This is a genomic window from Streptococcus varani, assembly GCF_001375655.1.
Taxonomy (GTDB): Bacteria; Bacillota; Bacilli; order Lactobacillales; family Streptococcaceae; genus Streptococcus; species Streptococcus varani.
The window spans coordinates 1-22370 of sequence record NZ_CTEN01000005.1 but is presented as its reverse complement, the minus strand read 5'-3'; the positions used below and the strand labels follow the sequence as shown (position 1 = coordinate 22370).

General features: G+C 41.8%; 16 protein-coding genes and 3 pseudogenes. 12 read left to right on the top strand and 7 right to left on the bottom strand.

Annotated features, from left to right (window positions below; all coding sequences use genetic code 11):
- The first annotated feature begins 67 nt into the window (after positions 1-67).
- On the top strand, positions 68-1264 hold the full coding sequence (gene tuf, locus BN1356_RS10920) for an elongation factor Tu (protein WP_093651427.1): 1197 nt from the start codon (positions 68-70) through the stop codon (positions 1262-1264).
- A gap of 136 nt (positions 1265-1400) precedes the next feature.
- On the opposite strand, the pseudogene BN1356_RS10915 reads toward tuf, so the two are convergent.
- Positions 1401-1835: pseudogene (locus BN1356_RS10915) on the bottom strand (transposase); the annotation flags it as partial.
- A 196-nt stretch (positions 1836-2031) separates the two neighbouring features.
- On the opposite strand from BN1356_RS10915, the gene BN1356_RS10910 reads away from it, so the two are divergent.
- The 8 genes from BN1356_RS10910 to BN1356_RS10875 all read left to right on the top strand — a co-directional run bounded on the left by BN1356_RS10910 (position 2032) and on the right by BN1356_RS10875 (position 14732).
- Positions 2032-2781 (top strand): GNAT family N-acetyltransferase, encoded by a 750-nt coding sequence (locus BN1356_RS10910; RefSeq protein WP_093651426.1) that lies wholly within the window; start codon positions 2032-2034, stop codon positions 2779-2781.
- Between the two features lie 204 nt (positions 2782-2985).
- Complete coding sequence (locus BN1356_RS10905) at positions 2986-3276, top strand: hypothetical protein (RefSeq protein WP_093651425.1); 291 nt, start codon at positions 2986-2988, stop codon at positions 3274-3276.
- Positions 3277-3429: 153 nt separating this feature from the next.
- Positions 3430-4185 carry an undecaprenyl pyrophosphate synthase gene (locus BN1356_RS10900; RefSeq protein ID WP_093651424.1) on the top strand — a complete coding sequence of 252 codons (756 nt, stop codon included), beginning with the start codon at positions 3430-3432 and terminating at the stop codon, positions 4183-4185.
- Between the two features lie 13 nt (positions 4186-4198).
- Positions 4199-5005, top strand: coding sequence for a phosphatidate cytidylyltransferase (locus BN1356_RS10895; RefSeq protein ID WP_093651423.1), 807 nt, complete (start codon positions 4199-4201; stop codon positions 5003-5005).
- A gap of 9 nt (positions 5006-5014) precedes the next feature.
- A complete protein-coding gene (rseP, locus tag BN1356_RS10890) occupies positions 5015-6274 on the top strand; it encodes an RIP metalloprotease RseP (RefSeq protein ID WP_093651422.1) in 1260 nt (419 codons plus the stop codon).
- 164 nt (positions 6275-6438) lie between these two features.
- Positions 6439-8298: a proline--tRNA ligase gene (locus BN1356_RS10885; protein WP_093651421.1), complete on the top strand. Its 1860-nt coding sequence runs from the start codon at positions 6439-6441 to the stop codon at positions 8296-8298.
- A 232-nt stretch (positions 8299-8530) separates the two neighbouring features.
- Entirely contained in the window at positions 8531-12934 is a 4404-nt protein-coding gene (locus BN1356_RS10880; protein WP_093651420.1) for a PolC-type DNA polymerase III, read from the top strand.
- A gap of 556 nt (positions 12935-13490) precedes the next feature.
- A complete protein-coding gene (locus tag BN1356_RS10875; RefSeq protein ID WP_093651419.1) occupies positions 13491-14732 on the top strand; it encodes an aminopeptidase in 1242 nt (413 codons plus the stop codon).
- A gap of 390 nt (positions 14733-15122) precedes the next feature.
- On the opposite strand, the gene def is transcribed toward BN1356_RS10875, so the two are convergent.
- On the bottom strand, positions 15123-15737 hold the full coding sequence (gene def, locus BN1356_RS10870) for a peptide deformylase (protein WP_093651418.1): 615 nt from the start codon (positions 15735-15737) through the stop codon (positions 15123-15125).
- 66 nt (positions 15738-15803) lie between these two features.
- Positions 15804-16466 carry a cyclic nucleotide-binding domain-containing protein gene (locus BN1356_RS10865; RefSeq protein ID WP_093651417.1) on the bottom strand — a complete coding sequence of 221 codons (663 nt, stop codon included), beginning with the start codon at positions 16464-16466 and terminating at the stop codon, positions 15804-15806.
- Between the two features lie 85 nt (positions 16467-16551).
- On the opposite strand from BN1356_RS10865, the gene BN1356_RS10860 reads away from it, so the two are divergent.
- Entirely contained in the window at positions 16552-17712 is a 1161-nt protein-coding gene (locus tag BN1356_RS10860; protein WP_093651416.1) for an MFS transporter, read from the top strand.
- A gap of 62 nt (positions 17713-17774) precedes the next feature.
- Here the strand turns inward: BN1356_RS10860 and BN1356_RS10855 are convergent.
- Positions 17775-18798 (bottom strand): annotated as a pseudogene (locus tag BN1356_RS10855) (IS30 family transposase).
- A 257-nt stretch (positions 18799-19055) separates the two neighbouring features.
- Here BN1356_RS10855 and BN1356_RS10850 point away from each other — a divergent pair.
- On the top strand, positions 19056-20180 hold the full coding sequence (locus BN1356_RS10850) for an ISAs1 family transposase (RefSeq protein ID WP_093651415.1): 1125 nt from the start codon (positions 19056-19058) through the stop codon (positions 20178-20180).
- A gap of 260 nt (positions 20181-20440) precedes the next feature.
- On the opposite strand, the pseudogene BN1356_RS10845 reads toward BN1356_RS10850, so the two are convergent.
- From BN1356_RS10845 to BN1356_RS10835, 3 genes and pseudogenes are all read right to left on the bottom strand, one after another.
- A pseudogene (locus BN1356_RS10845) lies at positions 20441-20746 on the bottom strand (tyrosine-type recombinase/integrase); the annotation flags it as partial.
- Positions 20747-20933: 187 nt separating this feature from the next.
- A complete protein-coding gene (locus BN1356_RS10840) occupies positions 20934-21320 on the bottom strand; it encodes an ImmA/IrrE family metallo-endopeptidase (RefSeq protein ID WP_093651413.1) in 387 nt (128 codons plus the stop codon).
- A gap of 9 nt (positions 21321-21329) precedes the next feature.
- On the bottom strand, positions 21330-21677 hold the full coding sequence (locus tag BN1356_RS10835) for a helix-turn-helix domain-containing protein (protein WP_093651412.1): 348 nt from the start codon (positions 21675-21677) through the stop codon (positions 21330-21332).
- 332 nt (positions 21678-22009) lie between these two features.
- Between BN1356_RS10835 and BN1356_RS10830 the strand changes: the two genes are divergently transcribed.
- Complete coding sequence (locus BN1356_RS10830; protein WP_093651411.1) at positions 22010-22222, top strand: transcriptional regulator; 213 nt, start codon at positions 22010-22012, stop codon at positions 22220-22222.
- Positions 22223-22370: the final 148 nt, after the last annotated feature.

The following is a 22370-nucleotide window of genomic DNA, read 5'->3' as shown; positions in this document are numbered from 1 at the left end:
GGTAAAGTTAGACCGTATTGCCTACTGTCTATCTATAAAATATATTTTATTGGAGGCTTTTCCTAAAATGGCAAAAGAAAAATACGATCGTAGTAAACCACACGTTAACATTGGTACAATCGGACACGTTGACCATGGTAAAACTACTTTGACTGCAGCTATCACTACTGTATTGGCACGTCGCTTGCCTTCATCAGTAAACCAACCTAAAGACTATGCGTCTATCGATGCTGCTCCAGAAGAACGCGAACGCGGTATCACTATCAATACTGCACACGTTGAGTACGAAACTGAAGCTCGTCACTATGCGCATATCGACGCTCCAGGACACGCGGACTACGTTAAAAACATGATCACTGGTGCTGCCCAAATGGACGGTGCGATCCTCGTTGTAGCGTCAACTGATGGACCAATGCCACAAACTCGTGAGCACATCCTTCTTTCACGTCAGGTTGGTGTTAAACACCTTATCGTCTTCATGAACAAGATTGACTTGGTTGACGATGAAGAGTTGCTTGAATTGGTTGAAATGGAAATCCGTGACCTCTTGTCAGAATATGACTTCCCAGGTGATGATCTTCCAGTTATCCAAGGTTCAGCACTTAAAGCCCTTGAAGGTGATACTAAGTATGAAGATATCGTTATGGAGTTGATGGCGACTGTTGATGAGTACATCCCAGAACCAGAACGCGATACTGACAAACCATTGCTTCTTCCAGTCGAGGACGTATTCTCAATCACTGGTCGTGGTACTGTTGCTTCAGGTCGTATCGACCGTGGTACTGTTCGTGTCAATGACGAAATCGAAATCGTTGGTATCAAAGAAGAGAAGAAAAAAGCTATCGTTACTGGTGTAGAAATGTTCCGTAAACAGCTTGACGAAGGTCTTGCAGGGGACAACGTTGGTATCCTTCTCCGTGGTGTACAACGTGATGAAATCGAACGTGGACAAGTTATCTCTAAACCAGGTTCAATCAACCCACACACTAAATTTAAAGGTGAAGTTTATATCCTTTCTAAAGAAGAGGGTGGACGTCACACTCCATTCTTCGACAACTACCGTCCACAGTTCTACTTCCGTACAACTGACGTAACTGGTTCAATCAAATTGCCAGCAGGTACTGAAATGGTTATGCCTGGTGATAACGTTACTATCGACGTTGAATTGATCCACCCAATCGCCGTTGAACAAGGTACTACTTTCTCTATCCGTGAAGGTGGACGTACTGTTGGTTCAGGTATCGTTACTGAAATCGAAGCTTAATTCGATTACGTTCCCAGAAATAACAATTTGAGTCAGACAACTTGAAATTGCAACCCGCTAGTTTAGGCTAGTGGGTTTTTCTGTGTAGTTCCAACAAATCTAGGCTCTTTGTCAACTGTAGTGGGTTGCTGAAAAGTCATAACCTGGAGAGGACCAACTTGGTTCTCTTCTTTTTGATGTTCAAAGCGATGAGAATTCTTAATTTAAAGTTGTCAAAGTTCCGGAAACCAAAGGCATTACGCTTAATGACTTTGATGAGGTTGTTAGTAGCGTCTAGTTTGGCGTTTGAATAGGGGAGTTCTAATGCGTTAATGATCTTGTCCTTATCCTTCAAAAAGGTTTTAAAAATAGTTTGAAAGATGGGATTTACGCTGGGAAGCAGCTCCTCAATGAGGTCAAAGAAATGTTCAGCTTGCTTCTTTTGAAAATGAAAAAGCAATAGTTGGTAAAGTTCATAGTGTTCTCGAAGTTCCTGCGAGTAAGAAAGTAGTTTTTTAAGAATCTCTTTGTTGGTTAAATGCATCCGAAAAGTAGGGCGATAAAAGCGTTTATCGCTGAGTTTACTTCTATCAATTAGTGGCACAAAAGTCAATTCAGCTATATCAAAACCAGTCCTCGCTAAACGTGGACTGGTTTCATGCCTAGATTATTATCTTGAACGACATGCGTTAAAAGTTAGTTGAACCGCCGTGTGCCGAACGGCACGCACGGTGGTGTGAGAGGGGCTAGGAATTAGTCTCTACTCGATTTCAAAAAGGAGAAGAATCATGAAATATAAGGATTTGTTAGAATCAGGGGAAGTCGTCTATCTGGAAAATGCTCGCTTCAAACATTTCAAGAATCCGGTGACATCTGAGCGGTACTTTTCCAATTATATCAGTTATAAAACAATGCCCAGTTTAACTGAGTTAGAAGATGATTTGTCTTACCTGGCTCATGAACAAGAGAGATATTCCAGTGATTTTTCCTTTCTCTTTTTCGCAGAAAACCAAGATTTTTCAAGGGACATCGCGTCTTACCTAGACAGTCAAGGGTTTATCTGCTCCAAACATCTGATTTTTACTAATTTGGTGGAGCATTTACACTTACAAACCCGTGATTTGGGACGGATCCGCATTGTTCACTTGGATGAAGTTTATCTAGAAGCTTACTTACAGGTTGAATACCGGTCTCATCTGAAATATGGAAAAAAATATGCGGACCAGATGTTAACAGACAATCGAGCTCATTGTCTGAGTAATGGATCTAAGATTTATCTGGCTATGGATGGGGAAAATATTATCGGTTCTGTAGCGGCCTGGTTATTTGAGGGCTATGTCGAAGTGGATAACTACCATGTGGATCCTAGCTATCAAGGTCGAGGGATTGGAAGTGCTCTGCAATTAGCAGCTCATGAAGGACAGAACAAGGTTATTCTCATTGCGGAAGAGGAAAACCGAGCTATGTATCAACACCAGGGCTACAAGGAAGTTGCCTGGTATTGGACTGCCCTACGTAGTGACAATCCCAATCGTTAGAGAGAATAAAATTCCAGAAATAGCAATCTTCATAAGCTTTTAGGAATCATTCCCCTTTTTCTTGAACTTAGATTTATCAAGGTTTAAGGATCACCTAAAAAGAAAAATCGCCACGGTCTGTAGCGATTTTTCCCTTTATGAGCCATCATTCAACGTCAAAGCGTTATAATAGTAGTGCAACTATAGCTATTAGCGAGGTCTCACATGAAAATTATAACACAACTCAACCTCTTTGAGGACCATGAAATGGGCGATCTAGAAAAAATTTTGACTGTTCTGGATGGTTTGCCAGAAACCAACCTCTTCCAGTGTCTGGAAGATGAGGTTAGCTATCAGTATGAGTTTTCTTGTCATGATTGGCTTTGCCCTGGCAAAGTTGAAGACTGGAAACCAAGCGCATCTGGCGAGTTGGGTTGTTTAAAAAATCCCTCCACTTACAAGGGCCAAGTGCGCCCTTTTTTCAAGATTAGCTTTGAAATGACTAGTCAAGGTTAGAAAAATACCATTCTGCGGACAAGTTCACTCTCCATTCTTTTTAAAAATATACGAAATTATGAGAAAAAGGCAACAAGGGGAATGGTTCTTTAGACATTTTGCTTCTCCTAAAATTGTGTTATAATAGACTGATTATACAACGAGGGAAAAAGTATGTTTACCTTTAATTTTAGAAAAAGAAACAATAACGATTTAGTTTTGGAAATTCCCAAGCATATTGCTATTATTATGGATGGGAATGGTCGTTGGGCTAAAAAACGATTGCAACCACGGATTATGGGGCATAAGGCAGGAATGGATGCTCTGCAAGATGTCACCAAGGCGGCTTCTGATATGGGTGTTAAGGTCTTAACCGTCTATGCTTTTTCGACCGAGAATTGGACTAGACCGGAGAAGGAAGTCAAGTTCATCATGAATTTGCCGGTTGAATTTTACGATAAGTATGTTCCGGATTTGCATGCCAATAATGTTCGGATCCAGATGATTGGGGATCACTCTCGTCTGCCAGAAGCAACCAAGACAGCCCTTTATAATGCTGAAAGAAAAACAAGGAATAATACTGGTTTGATTCTCAATTTTGCTCTTAATTATGGAGGTCGGGATGAAATTACTAATGCAGTCCGGGCTATTGTTCAGGATGCTTTGGATGCTAAATTTAATCCTGGTGATATCAATGAGAAAGTGATTGCGGATTACCTTTATACAGGCAGGTTACCTTTTAAGTTGCGAGATCCTGATTTGGTTATCCGAACCAGTGGAGAACAACGGCTCAGTAATTTTTTACCCTGGCAGTCAGCTTATAGTGAACTGTATTTCACAAATGTAGCTTGGCCAGATTTTGATGAAAAAGAATTGCAAAAGGCAATTGAAGTATACAACAAGCGTCACAGGCGTTTTGGTGGTATCTAAGGAGAGAGATGAAATGAACAGAGATTTACAAAAAAGGGTGATTTTCGGAGCCCTAGCTTTAGCGGTCTTCATTCCGCTCTTGATAATAGGCGGTGTAGCTTTCCAGCTCTTTATCGGTTTTTTAGCCATGGTTGCTACGGCTGAATTGTTGAAAATGAACCGTCTGTCACCTAGTTCCATTGAGGGTATTTTGGCCATGCTGGCAGCTCTTGTGTTGACCTTGCCACTGGAAACTTATCTACCATTTTTACCGTTAGATGGAAACTATATCGCTTTTGCGATTGTTGTCTTCTTTATGATGGGGGCTATTGTCTTCAACGTCGGTCAGTATTCCTATTCTGAGGTGGTCTTTCCTATCGCTTCTAGTTTTTATGTGGGGATTGGTTTCCACAACTTGGTAGGAGCTCGTATGGATAGTATCAATAAAGTACTTTTTGCTCTTTTCATAGTTTGGGCCACGGATACAGGGGCTTATATGATTGGTCGTCAGATTGGTCGCAAGAAATTGATGCCTAAAGTTTCGCCCAATAAGACAGTTGAAGGTTTCCTGGGTGGGATTTTGTCAGCTGTTCTTGTTGCGGCTCTTTACATGCTGATTGACAGACAACTAACAACTGGCTATTCCTTCTTTGTTACTTTAGGACTGGTTGCTATCTTCTCTGTTTTTGCCCAATTTGGGGATCTGGTAGAGAGTGCCATCAAGCGCCATTTTGGTGTTAAGGATTCTGGGAAACTCATTCCAGGACACGGTGGGATTTTGGATCGTTTTGACAGTATGATTTTTGTTTTCCCGATCATGCATTTCTTTGGTCTATTTTAAGGAGAGTCTATGCAGGGAATGATTGCTTTTATTTTTATATTTGGTGTCATCGTGGTGGTACACGAGTTTGGACATTTCTATTTCGCTAAAAAGGCTGGTATCTTAGTTCGGGAGTTTGCCATCGGAATGGGACCGAAAATTTTTGCTCATATTGGTAAGGATGGAACGGCTTATACGATTCGCATGCTTCCTCTGGGCGGTTATGTGCGCATGGCTGGTTGGGGTGAGGACAAGACCGAAATCAAGACGGGGTCACCTGTTTCCCTGTCTCTCAACCAAGAGGGCTTGGTTAGTCGGATTAATTTGTCTGAAAAAGTTTTGGACAGTGCCAGTCTACCGATGAATGTGACGACCTTTGATGTTGAAGAAAGATTAGAAATTACGGGGCTAGTTCTGGATGAATCCAAAACCTTCCAGGTGGATCATGATGCCACCATTGTTGAGGAGGATGGGACAGAAGTGAGGATTGCACCTTTAGATGTTCAGTATCAAAATGCTAGCATTTGGGGTCGCCTAATGACCAACTTCGCGGGTCCTCTCAATAACTTTATTCTAGGGGTCTTGACCTTTATTCTCTTGTTTTTCCTCCAGGGAGGGGTGCCGGATGCAACCACTAATCAAGTGACGGTTGCTGATGGTGGTGCTCTTGATCTGGCTGGAGTCAAAACGGGAGCAAGGATTCTGGAAATCAATGGTCAGGAAGTGACGGATTACCAAGAGATTTCTGCTATGATTGCCAAGGTCAATGAAGATGCCCAACAAGCGCCTGTATTGAATCTTGTGGTAGAGCAGGGTGGTAAAAAAGAAAATCTCACAGTCTCCACAATAGAAGACCAGGGCTATTATCGAATCGGTGTGTCTCCATTTCTTAAGACAGGTGTTGTGGAAATCATCATCGGTGGTTTCAAAGAAACAGGGCGTACTGCCCTCATGATTGTCACTGCCCTCAAGAATCTCATTGCTAGCTTCGATGTCAAACAGCTAGGTGGACCAGTTGCTATCTACAATGTCAGTTCACAAGCAGCCGAGGGTGGGATATTACCTGTCCTCAATCTTCTAGCGATGCTGTCTATCAATCTAGGAATCTTTAACCTGATTCCTATACCGGCTTTGGATGGGGGAAAAATTCTTATCAATCTTATTGAGGCTATCCGCCGCAAACCTCTCAAGCAGGAAATAGAGTCCTATATTACCCTAGTGGGTGTGGCAATTATGTTGGTTCTCATGTTGGTAGTGACCTGGAACGACATTATGCGCGTTTTCTTTTAACATAAAACATTGAAATTGAAAGGAAAGTGTTCTTCTAAATCAAGGGATTTGGAATTGAACACGGGCGGAAGTCTTTGTAAAAAAGATAAATCGAGAATGTTTGAAGACATTCTTTCGATTTCCTGTTTTTACGTTGACTTCTTACGCCCTTTGTATCTTAATTTATGAAACAATCTAAAATGATGATTCCGACGCTTCGTGAGATGCCGTCGGATGCTCAAGTTATCAGTCATGCTCTGATGGTACGGGCTGGTTATGTTCGCCAGGTTTCAGCTGGGATCTATAGTTACCTTCCACTTGCTAACCGTGTCATTGAAAAAGCAAAAAATATCATGCGCCAAGAGTTTGATAAGATTGGTGCGGTAGAATTTTTGGCTCCAGCTCTCTTGTCAGCAGATATCTGGCGTGAATCTGGTCGTTACGATACCTATGGTGACGATCTATATAAACTGAAAAACCGGGAAGGTTCTGACTTTATCTTAGGTCCAACCCATGAAGAAACCGTGACGCTTTTGGCGCGGGATGCGGTCAAGTCTTACAAGCAATTGCCACTCAATATCTACCAAATCCAACCGAAGTACCGGGATGAAAAACGTCCTCGGAATGGTCTCTTGCGTGGTCGCGAATTCATCATGAAAGATGGCTATAGCTTCCATGCTAATTATGACAGTTTGGATGAAACTTACGATGACTACAAGTCGGCTTATGAAGCGATTTTCACTCGTGCTGGTTTGGACTTCAAGGCCATCATCGGTGATGGTGGCGCCATGGGGGGCAAAGATAGTCAAGAATTTATGGCCATTACACCGGATCGCACAGACTTGGATCGCTGGTTGGTATTGGACAAGTCTGTCGGCTCGCTGGATGAAATTCCAGAATCAGTCTTGGCAGAAATCAAGGCTGAACTAGCTACATGGATGGTATCTGGTGAGGATACCATTGCCTACTCAAGTGAATCTGACTATGCTGCCAATTTGGAAATGGCGACCAATTACTTTAGACCGTCTGAAAAAGTCTTGGCTGAGGAAGAGTTGGTCAAGGTTGAAACACCTGACTGCAAGTCCATTGATGATGTGGTTGCTTTCTTGAAAGTAGAAGAAGAACAAACGATAAAAACCATGGTCTTCAAAGCAGATGGTGAGCTGGTCGTAGCTCTTCTAGTCGGTAATGACCAAGTTAACGATGTCAAACTAAAAAATTATCTAGCGGCTGACTTTTTGGATGTGGCGGACGAAGCGGAAGTTGTGGCAAACTTTGGAGCTTCTTTTGGTTCTCTAGGTCCAGTTGGTTTGCCTGAGACTGTCAAAATCATCGCTGACCGTAAGGTTGAGGATGTGAAAAATGCGGTTGTTGGTGCAAATGAAGATGGTTTCCATTACACAGGTGCCAATGCAGGTCGCGATTTCCAAATAACAGAGTATGTGGATATTCGTGAAGTGAAAGAGGGCGAAGTATCTCCCGATGGTAAAGGTGTTTTGAACTTTGCGCGTGGTATCGAGATTGGTCATATCTTCAAATTGGGGATACGCTATTCAGATAGTATGAATGCCAATGTCTTGGATGAAAATGGTCGCAGTGTTCCCATTATCATGGGTTGCTACGGTATCGGTGTGAGCCGTCTCTTGTCATCTGTCTTGGAACAGCATGCCCGTCTCTTTGTCAACAAGACACCAAAAGGAGATTTCCGCTATGCTTGGGGTATCAACTTCCCTAAAGAATTAGCGCCGTATGATGTGCACTTGATTCCAGTCAATGTCAAAGATGAAGAAGCGATGGCCTTGACAGATCAGATTGAATCTAGCCTGACGGGTGCTGGTTATGAAGTGTTAACAGATGACCGCAATGAACGGGTCGGTGTCAAATTCTCAGACAGCGACTTGATTGGCTTGCCGATTCGCATCACCGTCGGTAAAAAAGCAACTGAAGGTATCGTCGAAGTCAAAATTAAGGGGACTGGAGATACTCTTGAAATCCATGTCGACCAGCTTTTAGAGACTCTGGCAATCTTAAGTCAAGATATGTAAAGTGACATCCATTAAAATCAAAAAAATAAAAGAAGTCCTTTCGTTCTAAGAAGGGTCTTCTTTATTATCGAAAATGGCCAGTGAATATGATAGAATAGAAATACTGTAACTCGGAACAAAATACGCCTACATGTTTCTGCGAAAAGATAAAGATTTCCTTGATGCTTGCCATCTGCCTTATCTTTCCTGTCTTGACTTGATAGTGCTTAGTAACGTATGATTGGGAGCCTGTATGTTAGATAAATTTCAGCTTTTACTTGAACAGATTGGAATGCCAGAGGAACTGCGAAACTCTCCGGCTTTTTCAGCTGGAACAATTGAGAAGGTCTTGGTTCATAAGGTTAGTAAGATTTGGGAGTTTACCTTCCGTTTGCCTCAGGTGCTGGAAATCAGCCATTATCAACTACTCAAAGCCCGGCTCCATCATGAATTTGCCAAAACGGGCAACCAGGCTCGCTTCCAGTTGCTCACAGATCATCAAGACTTGAGTCAAGATTTGATGGAGTATTATTATCGCCAAGCCTTTGAAGAAGATCTTTGTCAGAGTGCTGGTTTTAAGTCCCTCTTTCAAGATTTGAAAGTATTCTTTGAGGAAGGTCAATTGTGGATTGAAGGTCCTCGGAGTGTGGATACCCCACATTTTCGGAAAAACCACCTGCCGAATCTTATCGAACAATTGGAACGCTTTGGTCTTGGACAACTGACGGTGGACATTCGGGTCTGCCAAGAGATGACTCAGCAGCAAGAAGATGTCTTCCACGCGCAGAATCAGGAAATCTATGAAAAAGCGAATCAAGAAAACCTAGTGGCACTGGAGCAGCTGGCCCAAATGGCTCCACCACCAGTTGCAGATACAACCCCAGCCGGAGGAAACTTTCAGGAATTTAAGAAGAAAAAACCGGCCAGGACTTCGTTGGAAAAAGAACCAATCACCCCAATGGTTGAAGTGGAAACCGAAGAAAACCGTCTGGTCTTTGAAGGTTTGGTCTTTGAAGTGGAACAAAGAACGACCAGGACTGGTCGGGTTATCATCAATTTCAAGATGACCGACTACACCTCTTCTTTTAAGATGCAGAAATGGGCCAAGGATGAAGAAGATGCCCAAAAGTACGACATGATTAAAAAAGGCAATTGGCTGCGCGTGCGTGGGAATATCGAAACCAATATGTATACCCGCGACTTGACCATGAATGTCCAAGATGTTCAGGAGGTCAAGAAGGACATTCGTAAGGATCTCATGCCAGAAGACCAGAAACGCATCGAGTTCCATGCCCATACCAATATGTCCACCATGGATGCCTTGACAACGGTCGAAGACTTGATTGCTCGTGCAGCTGCATGGGGCCATCCGGCCATTGCCATTACAGATCATGCCAATGTCCAGTCTTTCCCACATGGCTATCATGCTGCCAAAAAAGCCGGCATCAAGGCAATCTTTGGCTTAGAAGCCAATATCGTTGAGGATTCCATTCCAATTACCTTTAACGAAGTTTCTCTGGAATTACGTGATGGAACCTATGTGGTCTTTGACGTAGAGACGACAGGACTTTCAGCTGAACACAATGATTTGATTCAAATTGCGGCTTCCAAGATGGAAAAGGGCAATATTATTGAGCAGTTTGATGAATTTATTGATCCGGGGCATCCTTTGTCTGCCTTTACTACAGAATTGACTGGGATTACCGATAATCATGTCAAAGGCTCAAAACCGCTTCTCCAGGTCTTGCAAGAATTCCAGGCATTTTGTAAAGATTCTGTTTTGGTTGCCCACAATGCCAGCTTTGATATCGGTTTTATGAATGCCAATTATGAACGCAAGGGGCTGCCTTTAATTGACCAGCCGGTTATCGATACCCTTGAATTTGCCCGCAATCTCTACCCAGAATACAAACGCCATGGTTTAGGTCCTCTGACCAAACGTTTCCAAGTTGCTCTGGAACACCATCATATGGCTAACTACGATGCCGAAGCCACTGGTCGTCTCCTCTTCATCTTTATCAATGATGTTAAGGAGAAGCATGGCATTACCAATCTGGCTGAATTGAACACGCGCCTGGTGCGAGAGGATTCCTACAAGAAAGCTCGTGTCAAACACGCTACTATCTATGTGACCAACCAAGTGGGCTTGAAAAACATCTTCAAACTGGTCTCGCTGTCCAATGTTCAATACTTTGAGGGCGTGGCTCGTATTCCTAAAACTGTCCTCAACCAACATAGGGAAGGCTTGATTGTGGGAACGGCTTGTTCAGATGGAGAAGTCTTTGATACCCTAAATTCGCATGGTATGGAAGCGGCTCTGGAAGTGGTTGATTACTATGACTTTATCGAAGTGATGCCACCAGCCCTTTATGCTCCCCTTATAGCTCGTGATTTGATCAAGGATGAGGAGGCGGTTCGTCAAATCATCCGAGACCTGATTGAACTGGGACAAAGAAGCCAGAAACCAGTTATCGCGACTGGAAATGTCCATTACTTGGATCCTGAAGAAGAAATTTATCGCGAGATCATCGTACGGGCTCTTGGCCAAGGATCCATGATTAACTGGACCATCGGATCTGGTGAGGATGCCCAACCGGCCCCTCTGCCCAAGGCTCATTTCCGCACCACCAATGAAATGCTGGATGAATTCAGCTTTTTGGGAGAAGAGTTGGCACGTCAGATTGTTATCAGCAATCCAAACCAGCTCTTAGACCGGTTTGAGGATGTGGAAGTGGTTAAGAAAGACCTCTACACTCCCTATATCGAAAGAGCCGAGGAGAAGGTCGCTGAAATGACCTATGAAAAGGCCTTTGAAATTTATGGTAATCCCTTGCCAGATATTATCGACCAACGAATTGAGAAAGAGTTGTCCTCTATTTTGGGGAATGGATTCGCTGTGATTTACCTAGCCTCTCAGATGCTGGTGCACCGCTCCAATGAACGGGGTTACTTAGTTGGCTCGCGGGGATCTGTTGGTTCTTCCTTCGTGGCAACCATGATTGGGATTACCGAGGTCAATCCCATGCCGGCCCACTATGTCTGTCCCAACTGTCAGCATTCGGAATTTATCTTAGATGGTTCCTATGCTTCTGGTTTTGATATGCCAGATAAGGACTGCGAAAAATGTGGGACCACGTACGCCAAAGATGGACAAGATATTCCGTTTGAGACCTTCCTTGGTTTTGACGGAGATAAGGTACCTGATATTGATTTGAATTTCTCGGGAGATGACCAACCCAAGGCCCACTTAGATGTCAGAAATATTTTCGGGGAAGAATATGCCTTTCGTGCAGGTACCGTAGGTACAGTTGCGGCTAAAACAGCCTATGGATTTGTTCGTGGTTATGAGCGCGATTATGGTAAGTTTTATAAGGATGTTGAGGTGGAACGCTTGGCTGCTGGAGCGGCTGGTGTGAAGCGGACAACCGGTCAGCACCCGGGAGGTATCGTTGTTATTCCAGATTATATGGATGTCTACGACTTTACTCCTGTCCAATACCCAGCCGATGACAATCAAGCTGCTTGGCAGACCACTCACTTTAACTTCCATGATATCGACGAAAATATCCTCAAACTCGATGTCCTAGGACATGATGACCCGACCATGGTGCGGAAACTTCAAGATTTGTCAGGAATTGATCCCAATACCATTCCTGCAGATGACCCAGGGGTTATGGCACTTTTCTCTGGGACGGAAATCCTAGGAGTAACACCTGAACAGATTGGTACAGCAACAGGCATGCTGGGGATTCCAGAGTTTGGGACCAACTTTGTTCGGGGCATGGTAGAAGAAACCCATCCGACCACCTTCTCTGAACTCCTCCAGCTGTCCGGCCTTTCTCATGGTACTGACGTTTGGTTGGGTAACGCTCAAGATTTGATTAAGGCAGGGATTGCCGATTTGTCAACAGTAATTGGTTGTCGGGATGACATCATGGTTTATCTCATGCATGCTGGCTTAGAGCCCAAGATGGCCTTTACCATCATGGAACGGGTGCGTAAGGGACTCTGGCTTAAGATTTCTGAAGAGGAAAGAAATGGCTATATCGATGCCATGAAAGCCAACAATGTTCCTGATTGGTATATCGAGTCCTGTGGAAAAATCAAGTATATGTTCCCTAAAGCCCATGCAGCGGCCTATGTTATGATGGCCTTGCGCGTGGCCTACTTTAAGGTTCATCATCCCCTTTATTACTACTGTGCTTACTTCTCGATCCGGGCTAAGGCCTTTGATTTAGCGGTCATGTCTGGCGGTCTAGACAAGGTCAAAGCCAAGATGAAGGATATCGAAGTCAAGCGCAAGAACAATGAAGCCTCCAATGTTGAAAATGATCTCTATACCACACTGGAGATTGTCAATGAAATGCTGGAACGTGGCTTCAAGTTTGGTAAACTGGATCTTTATAAGAGTGATGCTGTTGAGTTCCTGATTGAAGAAGATACCCTCATTCCACCATTTTTAGCCATGGATGGACTGGGTGAGAACGTTGCTAAGCAAGTTGTAGCAGCGCGCCAGGAAGGGGAATTTCTCTCCAAAACAGAACTTCGTAAACGGGGAGGACTGTCCTCGACTCTGGTTGAAAAGATGGATGATATGGGAATTCTTGGAAAAATGCCAGAAGATAACCAACTCAGCCTCTTTGATGACCTATTCTAAAAAGAGAAAGCAGGAAGATTGCTCATGGGCAATCTTTTTTGCTGGCTTTTATAGTTGAGTGAATTAACTTTTAGACTAGAAATTGAGACACAGGCTGCTCAAACAGTCTAAGAATAGACTGTTTGAGGCGGGAAATAAGAACTGACGATAGTCAGTTCACCTTACAGTCTGGGAATAGACTGGCAATAGAAGAGACTAAGTTTCTTTCAACTAGAGTACGGCAAGTAGAAAATGACGACGTGTCAAACATACTCATTCATTCAACAATAGTAGAGCGAATAAAAATAGATGAGGCAAAGTGATGCCATACCTAGTGCTAGGCAAGGAGCTTTAAGAAATTCTCATCTTGATTCTCAAAGAGGAGTAGTTGTGAAAAGGATGTTGGGATTTTTATGTCTAGTTCATTTATGGTACAATAGAAGTAATGAGTTCAAATAATTGAACATGATTAGGCCAAGGCATAAAAAGAGAAAGATGGACTAGATTTTAAGTCATCTTGCCCAATTTTCTATTTTGTGTCCCTATGCCTGTCTATCTTATTTTAAAGGAGTTTCACATGGTTTTACCGAATTTTAAAGAAAATCTTGCCAAGTATGCCCACCTTTTGGTGAAACGAGGCATCAACGTTCAACCAGGTCACACGGTGACCATTCGTATTGCTGTAGACCAAGCTGAATTTGCCCGTCTTTTGGTCAAGGAAGCCTATGCCCTTGGTGCGGTTGAGGTTATTATGAGCTGGGATGATGACATCATCTCACGTGAGCGTTTCATCCATACACCGATTGAGCGTTTGGAAAATGTTCCAACTTACAAGGTAGAAGAAATGAACTATGTCTTGGAAAATAAGGCTAGTCGTTTGGTCATCTTGTCTGATGATCCGGATGCTCTTGGTGGTGTAGATCCTGAGAAATTATCTCGGACAGCGCGTGGTGTGGCTCAAGCCCTTCAACCACTTCGCCTAGCTAGTCAAGCCAACAAAATTAGTTGGACACTAGGTGCCGCTTCAAGTCCTGCCTGGGCAAAGAAAGTCTTCCCAGATGCTGCTAGTGAAGAAGAAGCAGTAGACTTACTTTGGGATCAAATCTTCAAGACCTGCCGTGTTTATGAAGAAGATCCAGTTCAAGCTTGGATTGACCACGAAGCTCGCTTGGACGAAAAAGCAAAAGTTTTAAATGAAGCTCAATTTAGCAAGCTTCACTACCGTGCACCGGGTACTGACTTGATTTTGGGGATGCCAAAAAATCATCTCTGGGAATCAGCTGGATCCATCAATGCTCAAGGAGAGCACTTTGTGGCCAATATGCCGACGGAGGAAGTTTTCACAGCTCCGGACTACCGCGTGGCAGATGGCTATGTGACCTCTACAAAACCACTTAGCTACAATGGCAATATTATCGAGGGGATCAAAGTAACCTTTAAAGATGGAGAAATTACGGAAGTATCCGCAGAGAAGGGCGATGAAGTGATCAAACGTTTGGTCTTTGATAACAAGGGTGGTCGCGGTCTTGGAGAAGTAGCCTTGGTGCCAGATAAGAGTCCTATCTCACAATCAAACATCACTTTCTTCACGACTCTCTTTGATGAAAATGCTTCTAACCACTTGGCCATCGGTGCAGCCTATGCCTTCTCAATCGAAGGTGGTACAGAAATGTCACAAGAAGAATTAGAAGCAGCAGGTCTCAATCGTTCAGATGTTCACGTGGATTTCATGATTGGCTCTAGTCAAATGGATATCGATGGAATCACTGAAGACGGTAGAGCTGTTCCAATCTTCCGCCAAGGAGACTGGGCAATTTAACGTCAATTGATATTTCTCTCAGTTTCTATCCTTGCTACTAGGTAAGTCTGTCACGACTATTCTTGATTGTATCATTTAAAGGATAAGAGAGACTGGGTAAAAAATCAGAACATAGGAAAAGGTATAGAGTCCCCGATGAAAAATGGGGATTCTATACCTTTTTTGGAGTCTTCGTACTCTAGAACTATAGATTGTCATACTCTTTGAAAATCAACATTAGATGAGTTAAAACTCCTTGTCTACTTTTGATTTTAGTTGAGTATCCATTTTAAAAAAGAGAGGCTGGGAATTAAATTTTCCCTGCCTCTCTTTTATTTGTAAGTATTGTTTATTCTTTAGCAAGCATAGGTAGACTCATATTTGACCATGCATCCTTTCTCTTAGAGAGGACTATTCAATAATTAACATTCCATCTTTAACTGCCAGTGGATGTTCGGGGTCGATACGGTCGTAGAACATGATGCCGTTGATATGGTCGATTTCATGTTGGATGACAATGGCGTTAAAGCCTTTGAGTTTGATGCGTTGTTTTTCACCAGTTTTATCAGTATATTCCACGGTGATGCGAGCGTGGCGGACAACGTAGCCTTGAACTTCACGATCGACAGACAGGCAACCTTCTCCTCCTTCGATAGCCGCCTCTTGAACCGAATGTGAGACGATGCGGGGGTTGAACATGATTTCTTGTAAGGCATAGGCTTCTTTTGGTGGATTGCCTTCTTCATCTTCTGGATTTGGAACCAATGCGGCGATGATGCGGCGACTAATATCCAACTGAGGAGCCGCTAAACCAACACCGCCACGCAATTTCATCTTTTCAGCCATAACAGGGTCTTGAGAATGTTTCAAGAATTGCAACATTTTTTCTCCCAAAATAATATCTTGGTCAGAAAGCGGTAATGCAACTTCTTGGGCGTTGAGCCGGAGAGTTGGGTGCCCTTCGCGGATAATATCATCCATATTAATGAGATGACTAGCCTTGGTCAGTTTTTCAATTGCAGACATAATGTTCTCTTTCTATTTTCAGTATTAGTAGTATACCATGAATCAGCCTTTTTTTAAACACCTAGATCACGGGCGAATCCGTAGTTTCTCCAAGGTCTTACGCTGGAGAATATGATAGTTTTTCCCCTCTTTTGCAATGGTTTTTTCTTCTAAAAAATCCTTAATGGTTCGCAGTAGATGGCGATAACTGGTGCCAAAAGAATCGGCCAGTAGATGGAGCTCTAATTGGAATTTTCCCTCATTTTCAATGGATAAAATGTGAGTGGCCAGTCTTTCTTTAACAGAATAACCAATATTGGAGGCTGCCTGGATATTTTGGAGATAGAGGCTAGTAGCTAGCCCTTTCCCAACCTTATAGAGGAAAGTGGCATCTTTCAGTAGTTGTTGGCGATTATGAAGCGGTAACTGAACGACCCAGACTTTTTCTAAGGCGATAACCGAAGAAACAATTCGCTGACCAGTCAATAATTCAATATCACCGATTAAGTTGGGTGAGCTAGAGATGTCGAGGATATAATCTTTCCCATTAAAGAGTTTGCGAACAATCTTAACCTTTCCTGTGACAACTAGCGAAAGAGCGGTCAAATGATCTTCTTGATGGCAGATAGCTTGACCTGCTTGGTAGGTAACCAATCGTAGTTGAGAGTGGTAGGATTTTGGGAAAACCTGGTGAATTTGAGGGGAATCCAGGAATTTTTGCAGTTCGAGAGAGTTTTTAATGATTTCCATGTTTTCTTATGTGACATTTGTCCTATTTATTTGCTTTGCTATCTATTATACTAGATGAGGTAAAAAATGAAAACTAAGGTGTATTATGAAACATATTATTGAAAAAATCAGTGTCTTGTCTCTTTCTCTGATGCTGGTATCGACCTTTGCAGTCTCTCCTGCAATCCCACAAATGATTGAGCATTTTGGTCAACAAGGTTATTCAGCTTCTCAGGTTGAATCTCTCATCACCATCACCTCACTTTTTATTATGGTGACTCTTTTAGCTAACCCAATCGTTATTCGTTTTCTTTCGGAGAGAGCCATTGTTATTCTTGGTCTTAGTCTCATGGCCTTGGGTGGTGCCATGCCCTTTCTTTTCCCGCACTATTATTTGGTTATGCTATCGCGGATTCTCCTTGGTTTAGGGATTGGACTGATCAATGCTCGAGCCATCAATATTGTGGGTCTTTTGTATAAAGGAAAAGAACAGACTCAGATGATGGGCTTGCGTTCTTCTTTTGAAGTTTTGGGCAGTGCCAGTTTGACCATTTTAGTCGGTTGGCTGAGCACTTTTGGCTGGCAAGCGGCTTTTCTGGCCTATCTATTTGCCTTGGTGATTCTTTGTTTATTTGTCTGTTTTGTTCCCAAACAAGAAGTAGTTCAGCATGAAAACTCTACTGAAAAACCGAAGTTAACCAAAGAGTTGCTAAAAATGGGTCTGAGTCTGGCATTCTTTGCTTTCTTTGTCATTAATGTCAATACCTTTATTACCATGCGGATTCCACAAATTGTCACTGCTAGTGGTATGGGGACGGCTATCCAAGCCAGCTGGATTCTAGGTTCTATGCAGGTCATGGGGATTCTAGCAGGTACCGTTTTTGGTTTTTTGGTTGGACGTCTGAAAGAGTGGCTCTTACCTTTCGGTTATTTGATTTTTGGCTTTTCTGTGCTCATTGTCGCTTTTTCGACCAACCTTTGGATTCTCGGTTTTGGTGCAATGATTTCTGGCTTCTTTTACAGTGTCATTTTGGCCATTGTTTTTAGTCGGACAGCTGAAAGAACGCCACATTCATTATTGACTCTCCTTATGACCATTGTCCTGATGGGATGCAATATTGGAGGGGCATCCGCATCCCTTCTACCAACATTCCTGGAGAAACTCAATCCAACCCAGTCAGGAGCATTTGGAATCTATGCTTTGGGCTGCCTCCTAGTCAGCTCAGTATTGGCGTTTCAACAATTAAAAACAAAAAAATCAATTTAAGTTTTTTACGCATGTTGTCAAGTCAAGTGCAACAAGTTGATTGATAACTAGAGATCCAGAGGTTAAGCTATTTGGGCTATCCCAAATAGGAATTTTGAAGATTGGTATTGAAGAAGTCGTCTCGGGCGCTCATTGATGGCTGTGATATAGTTGTCAAGTTCTTCAGAGGTTAGTGAATTAAAAGAGTTTCCTTTAGGGATATATTCTCTGAGGAGACCATTGAAGTTCTCATTTGTACCTCTCTCATGTGAAGAATATGGATGTGCAAAGTAAACATCAACAGCTTCCAAGTCTGAGAGTAAACTAAATTCAGAACCATTATCAGCTGTAATGGATGCAATAGGATACTGACTTGTAAGTTGTTTGACAGCACAATTAATGGTATGGGACTGTTTGTCTTCTAGCTTAACTCCTAGTGCATAGCGTGTCTGGCGGTCTAGACAAGGTCAAAACAACAGCTTCACCTTTGGTTTTCTTTCCAAGAACCAAGTCAATCTCCCAATGACCAAATTCAGAACGGTCATTGATACACTCAGGACGTTCTTCGATAGACTGACCTAAAGTTTTCTTATTCGTCTTAATGACTGGCTTAGAACGTTTCCTGATACTGACCATCTTAGGTAAATCGATTGGTTTTATAACTAACAGCCCCTCTTTGATATAGCGATAAATGGTTTTGGTAGAGGGAACAACCTCCTCAGGATGATTTGCTTTATAAGTCTGAACGAAACTATCTACGCTATGAAGACGAATTTTAGCTTTCAAGGCATATCCTAATTGCTCAATGAATTTAGCGGAGCAGTCATTCAACTTGAGATAAGAGCACTTTTGACGATTGGATTCATAGACACGCTGTCCGCTATCAGCGAAATAGGCACTGAAATAGGTACGTTTCCCATTCTTATCCTGTACCTGATCCACCGAACCACGTTTGATTTCTCGACTGATTGTCGACCGGTGACGACCTAGAAGACGAGCGATTTCAGCCGGTTTCTTTCCCATTTTAAGATAAGCAGCCATTTCGCCACGTTCCGAGGCTGAGAGATGAGAATAGGTTGATTTTTTGGTAGAATGAGTGTTGGACATGTTCATCTGCTTTCTATACTGAGTTGGGGAATTCTAGTATATCAGACGAACATGTCTTTTTTGTTGCACTTCATTTTACAACGCGGGTTTAAGTTTTTTATAAGTTTTCTTTTAGAATTCTTTAAGGAGTCGCTGGTATACTTTAACTATCCTAGCAATAGCACGCCAAACGCATGAAGAAAATTTCGTTTTCAGAAATCGAAAAACATAATGACAAAATCAATCAAAGTAGTACACTATAGATAGAGGTGACTAGTATGATTGATTTTATTGTTTCTATTGATGCGCATAGTGATGAATTAGATGGACGTCAGTGCTGGAAAATTCGTTACCCTTTATCCACTATCCTATTTCTAGTCTTCGTTTGCCAACTGGCTGGTATTGAAACCTGGAAGGAGATGGAAGATTTTATTGAAATGAATGAGGGACTTTTAGGAGACTATGTGGATTTAAGTGTTGGCTGTCCATCTCATGACACCCTAGAGCGAGTTATGAGTATGGTTAATCCACAATTTTTGAGCGACCTAAAAGTTGAGTTTGAACAATCTGCCGATTGTCTATCCGTAGAGCGATTAATAGCTATTGATGGTAAAACCATGCGAGGAAACGGCAATAAGCACCAACAGCCTAATCACATCGTAACGGCTTATGATGGTTCTCATCAGATTAGTATAGGGCAGGTTTGCGTTGATGAAAAGAGTAATGAAATCACAGCGATTCCCCGCCTTCTAAGGATGATTGATATTCGAAAAGGGATTGTTACGATTGACGCCATGGGCACTCAGACAGAAATTGTAGATGAGATTATCAAAGGTAAGGGGGATTACTGCCTTGCGGTCAAAGGGAATCAGGGGACTTTATTTGAGGACATCTCCCTCTATTTTAGTGATGTCCAATTGCTTGAAAGACTGATGAAGAAGAGGCAACACTACCAAACGGTGGAGAAAGCTCGGAGCCAAATTGAAATTCGAGAATACTGGGTCTCTTACGATGTCAAATGGTTGTCAGACAGGCATCCTCATTGGCAGAAACTGAGTGGTATTGGTATGACTAAGAATACTATTGACAGGGATGGTGTTCTGACAGTGGAAGTTCGCTACTTTATTATCAGTTTTAAAAAGGATGTTGAAACATTTGCCTCTTGTGTAAGAGGACATTGGTCAGTAGAAAGCATGCACTGGTTACTAGATGTTGTTTACCGAGAAGACCACAACCAGACCTTAGACAAGCGAGCAGCCTTCAATCTAAACGCCATTCGAAAATTGTGTCTTTATTTCTTGAAGGTTATTCAATTTCCTAAGAAGGATCTCAGTTATCGCAGAAAACAACGCTATATTTCTGTCCATTTGAATGATTATTTACCACAGTTATTTGGAAAGTAGGGACCAATTAATGATCAAACGAACTTTCTACCTTCTTAAAAATCGTTTCTAGGCACAAAAAGGTTAAGGGAAACTTTTCATGCGTACGGCGTGTAGCAATAGGAACAAAACTTTTCTTTTTCAAAAGTTTTTGTTATAATGTATATGAAGTTATGTGAGTTTATCGGCTTTTTTGTCGGTGAACTCTTTTTTTGTTTTACTATTTTCCGATATTTTCCGTTAGTTTTTGGGTTTTGGTCGGGGAAATAGTGGGGATGCTTTTAACGGATTCTGGTCAAGAACATGTCAGTGGTTGCTTCTGCAAGTTCATCCTCAACTTGGTTGTAGCGGTCAGTCATATAGATTTTTGTATGACCAAGAGCCTGACTAAGTTGCTCCATTGGAACACCAGCGATAATACTTTGAGTGGTGAAAAAATGTCTCATCATGTGTGGGGTGACATAGATGCCAATTGCTTCACTAACTAGACCAAATTGCTTATTCATCTGATTAGGATTTATGAGAAGCCCCTTCTCATTGATACTGAGATAGTCTTTTTTCTGTTCTTTGATAATACCGAGATTTCTCTAAAATCAGTCTTCTCCAATACTGCTTGCATATTATATTCCTTTCTTAAAGTGCTAAATTATAGAATTCTTCAAAAACCCTAACTTCGTCAGTTGTGGTTTTTAATTTTCCACCGGCGTAAAACTACCGATAATTTCACCAATAATACGGAAGTCGCTGTATTTATTAGATATAGCGTTTCATATCTTAAATAATATTTGCTAAATTATAGAATTCTTCAATAACCATAACTTCGTCAGCAAGCGAGGTCAGTTCGTACTTTTCCATAAAATAAGTATAATTAAAATTTTCTAAGTCATCCCATAAAGATAATTCTTCTTTTAAGAGATGGTGGATCATACATCTATCAGCTTGTAGCTCTGATTTTTCTTTATTTAGCTTATAATAGCTCGCAGTATGCTCCCTATGTCCTAATTCATGATAGATGACTTTATCTTTGTGGATTCCATAAAGTTTTGAGTTAATAGAGATAGCATTGAATTGCGGATTATAAAATCCATTTCTCTCAATGACATCCCCCTCAAAATAGCATATTGATATTCCGTGCGACTTGCATAATTCCTCTGCTGACATAACATTATCCTACTTTTTCATTTTTAATTGAGCTTCGAAGACATCTGCTAAATAATTAATTTCATCCTCTGTTAGAGGTTTTCCATCAAAAGCCATTGAACCAGCTACGGCTTTTCTTAAGTCAATGGTATTATTATCTTTATCAGATGCAATCTTTGGATTGTCTGTTCTGCCTAGCAGGTAGTCTGTTGAGACGTGGAAGTAGTCGGCGATTTCTGCGATACGTTCAGCATTTGGCTTCTTATTCTTAAGACCGTACAAAGTATTTTTACCTAGACCTAACTTTTCTTCAAGGTCATTGAGGGACATACCTTGTTTTTTCGCTAATTGTTTAATAATTTCAAATGTTGGAAACATTGATATATCAACCTTTCTAAACATTACGAAAAAGTATTTTAAAAAAACAGCTAAAAATCACTTGACTTTATTTCGCTCATAGTTTAAAATAATTCTTGTAAGGTTAAAGAGTTAGTGAAACGACCAGTTAAAACTAATTCAAAAAATAAAAGCATTGGCGTGCGACTTCATTGATTGAACTTGTGTTTTATCAAGTGTTTTCTTTATGGCTTCATTCTAAACTATTGGCTAAAATATGTCAAGAGATTTAACTAACTTTTTAACCTGTTATTTTCAAAACCTTTGACAACTGATAGAAGCGTTTTTTATTTTTCGGAAAGAAAGGAGAGTATATGAGCCGACAACATCAAAAATGGGTTGAACTGGTCAAGTTGAAATTAGACGAAAAAGATTGGTCGAAAAGTGACTTGGCTCAAGTAGTAGGAGTTACACCAGTCATGATTACGCGGTTGATTAACGATGGACACGGTAGCGATGACTTGAAACTTCGGGTTTCGCGAAAGCTCGGCATCCGTGAGCCGTGGGAAGATTTTGAATGCAATTAATCCATCCCCAACGGACATCATCTCCGTGCGGTTGAAGACAGATAGAAAGGAGGAGAGAGATATAAATATAAGACGATCGACCAACGCTAAGAAGAAAATTTTTGCGCTAGTAACGTTATACAATTTATGGTCTGTAATATTTGTTTTT

Bases quoted from the DNA above. Each gene is read 5' to 3' on its own strand.
- BN1356_RS10860 (WP_093651416.1), top strand. From the start codon at position 16,552: ATGAAACATATTATTGAAAAAATCAGTGTCTTGTCTCTTTCTCTGATG.
- BN1356_RS10840 (WP_093651413.1), bottom strand. From the start codon at position 21,320: ATGTCAGCAGAGGAATTATGCAAGTCGCACGGAATATCAATATGCTAT.
- BN1356_RS10900 (WP_093651424.1), top strand. From the start codon at position 3,430: ATGTTTACCTTTAATTTTAGAAAAAGAAACAATAACGATTTAGTTTTG.
- BN1356_RS10905 (WP_093651425.1), top strand. From the start codon at position 2,986: ATGAAAATTATAACACAACTCAACCTCTTTGAGGACCATGAAATGGGC.
- BN1356_RS10850 (WP_093651415.1), top strand. From the start codon at position 19,056: ATGATTGATTTTATTGTTTCTATTGATGCGCATAGTGATGAATTAGAT.
- def (WP_093651418.1), bottom strand. From the start codon at position 15,737: ATGTCTGCAATTGAAAAACTGACCAAGGCTAGTCATCTCATTAATATG.
- BN1356_RS10865 (WP_093651417.1), bottom strand. From the start codon at position 16,466: ATGGAAATCATTAAAAACTCTCTCGAACTGCAAAAATTCCTGGATTCC.
- BN1356_RS10875 (WP_093651419.1), top strand. From the start codon at position 13,491: ATGGTTTTACCGAATTTTAAAGAAAATCTTGCCAAGTATGCCCACCTT.
- BN1356_RS10880 (WP_093651420.1), top strand. From the start codon at position 8,531: ATGTTAGATAAATTTCAGCTTTTACTTGAACAGATTGGAATGCCAGAG.
- BN1356_RS10885 (WP_093651421.1), top strand. From the start codon at position 6,439: ATGAAACAATCTAAAATGATGATTCCGACGCTTCGTGAGATGCCGTCG.
- tuf (WP_093651427.1), top strand. From the start codon at position 68: ATGGCAAAAGAAAAATACGATCGTAGTAAACCACACGTTAACATTGGT.
- BN1356_RS10895 (WP_093651423.1), top strand. From the start codon at position 4,199: ATGAACAGAGATTTACAAAAAAGGGTGATTTTCGGAGCCCTAGCTTTA.
- BN1356_RS10910 (WP_093651426.1), top strand. From the start codon at position 2,032: ATGAAATATAAGGATTTGTTAGAATCAGGGGAAGTCGTCTATCTGGAA.
- rseP (WP_093651422.1), top strand. From the start codon at position 5,015: ATGCAGGGAATGATTGCTTTTATTTTTATATTTGGTGTCATCGTGGTG.
- BN1356_RS10830 (WP_093651411.1), top strand. From the start codon at position 22,010: ATGAGCCGACAACATCAAAAATGGGTTGAACTGGTCAAGTTGAAATTA.
- BN1356_RS10835 (WP_093651412.1), bottom strand. From the start codon at position 21,677: ATGTTTCCAACATTTGAAATTATTAAACAATTAGCGAAAAAACAAGGT.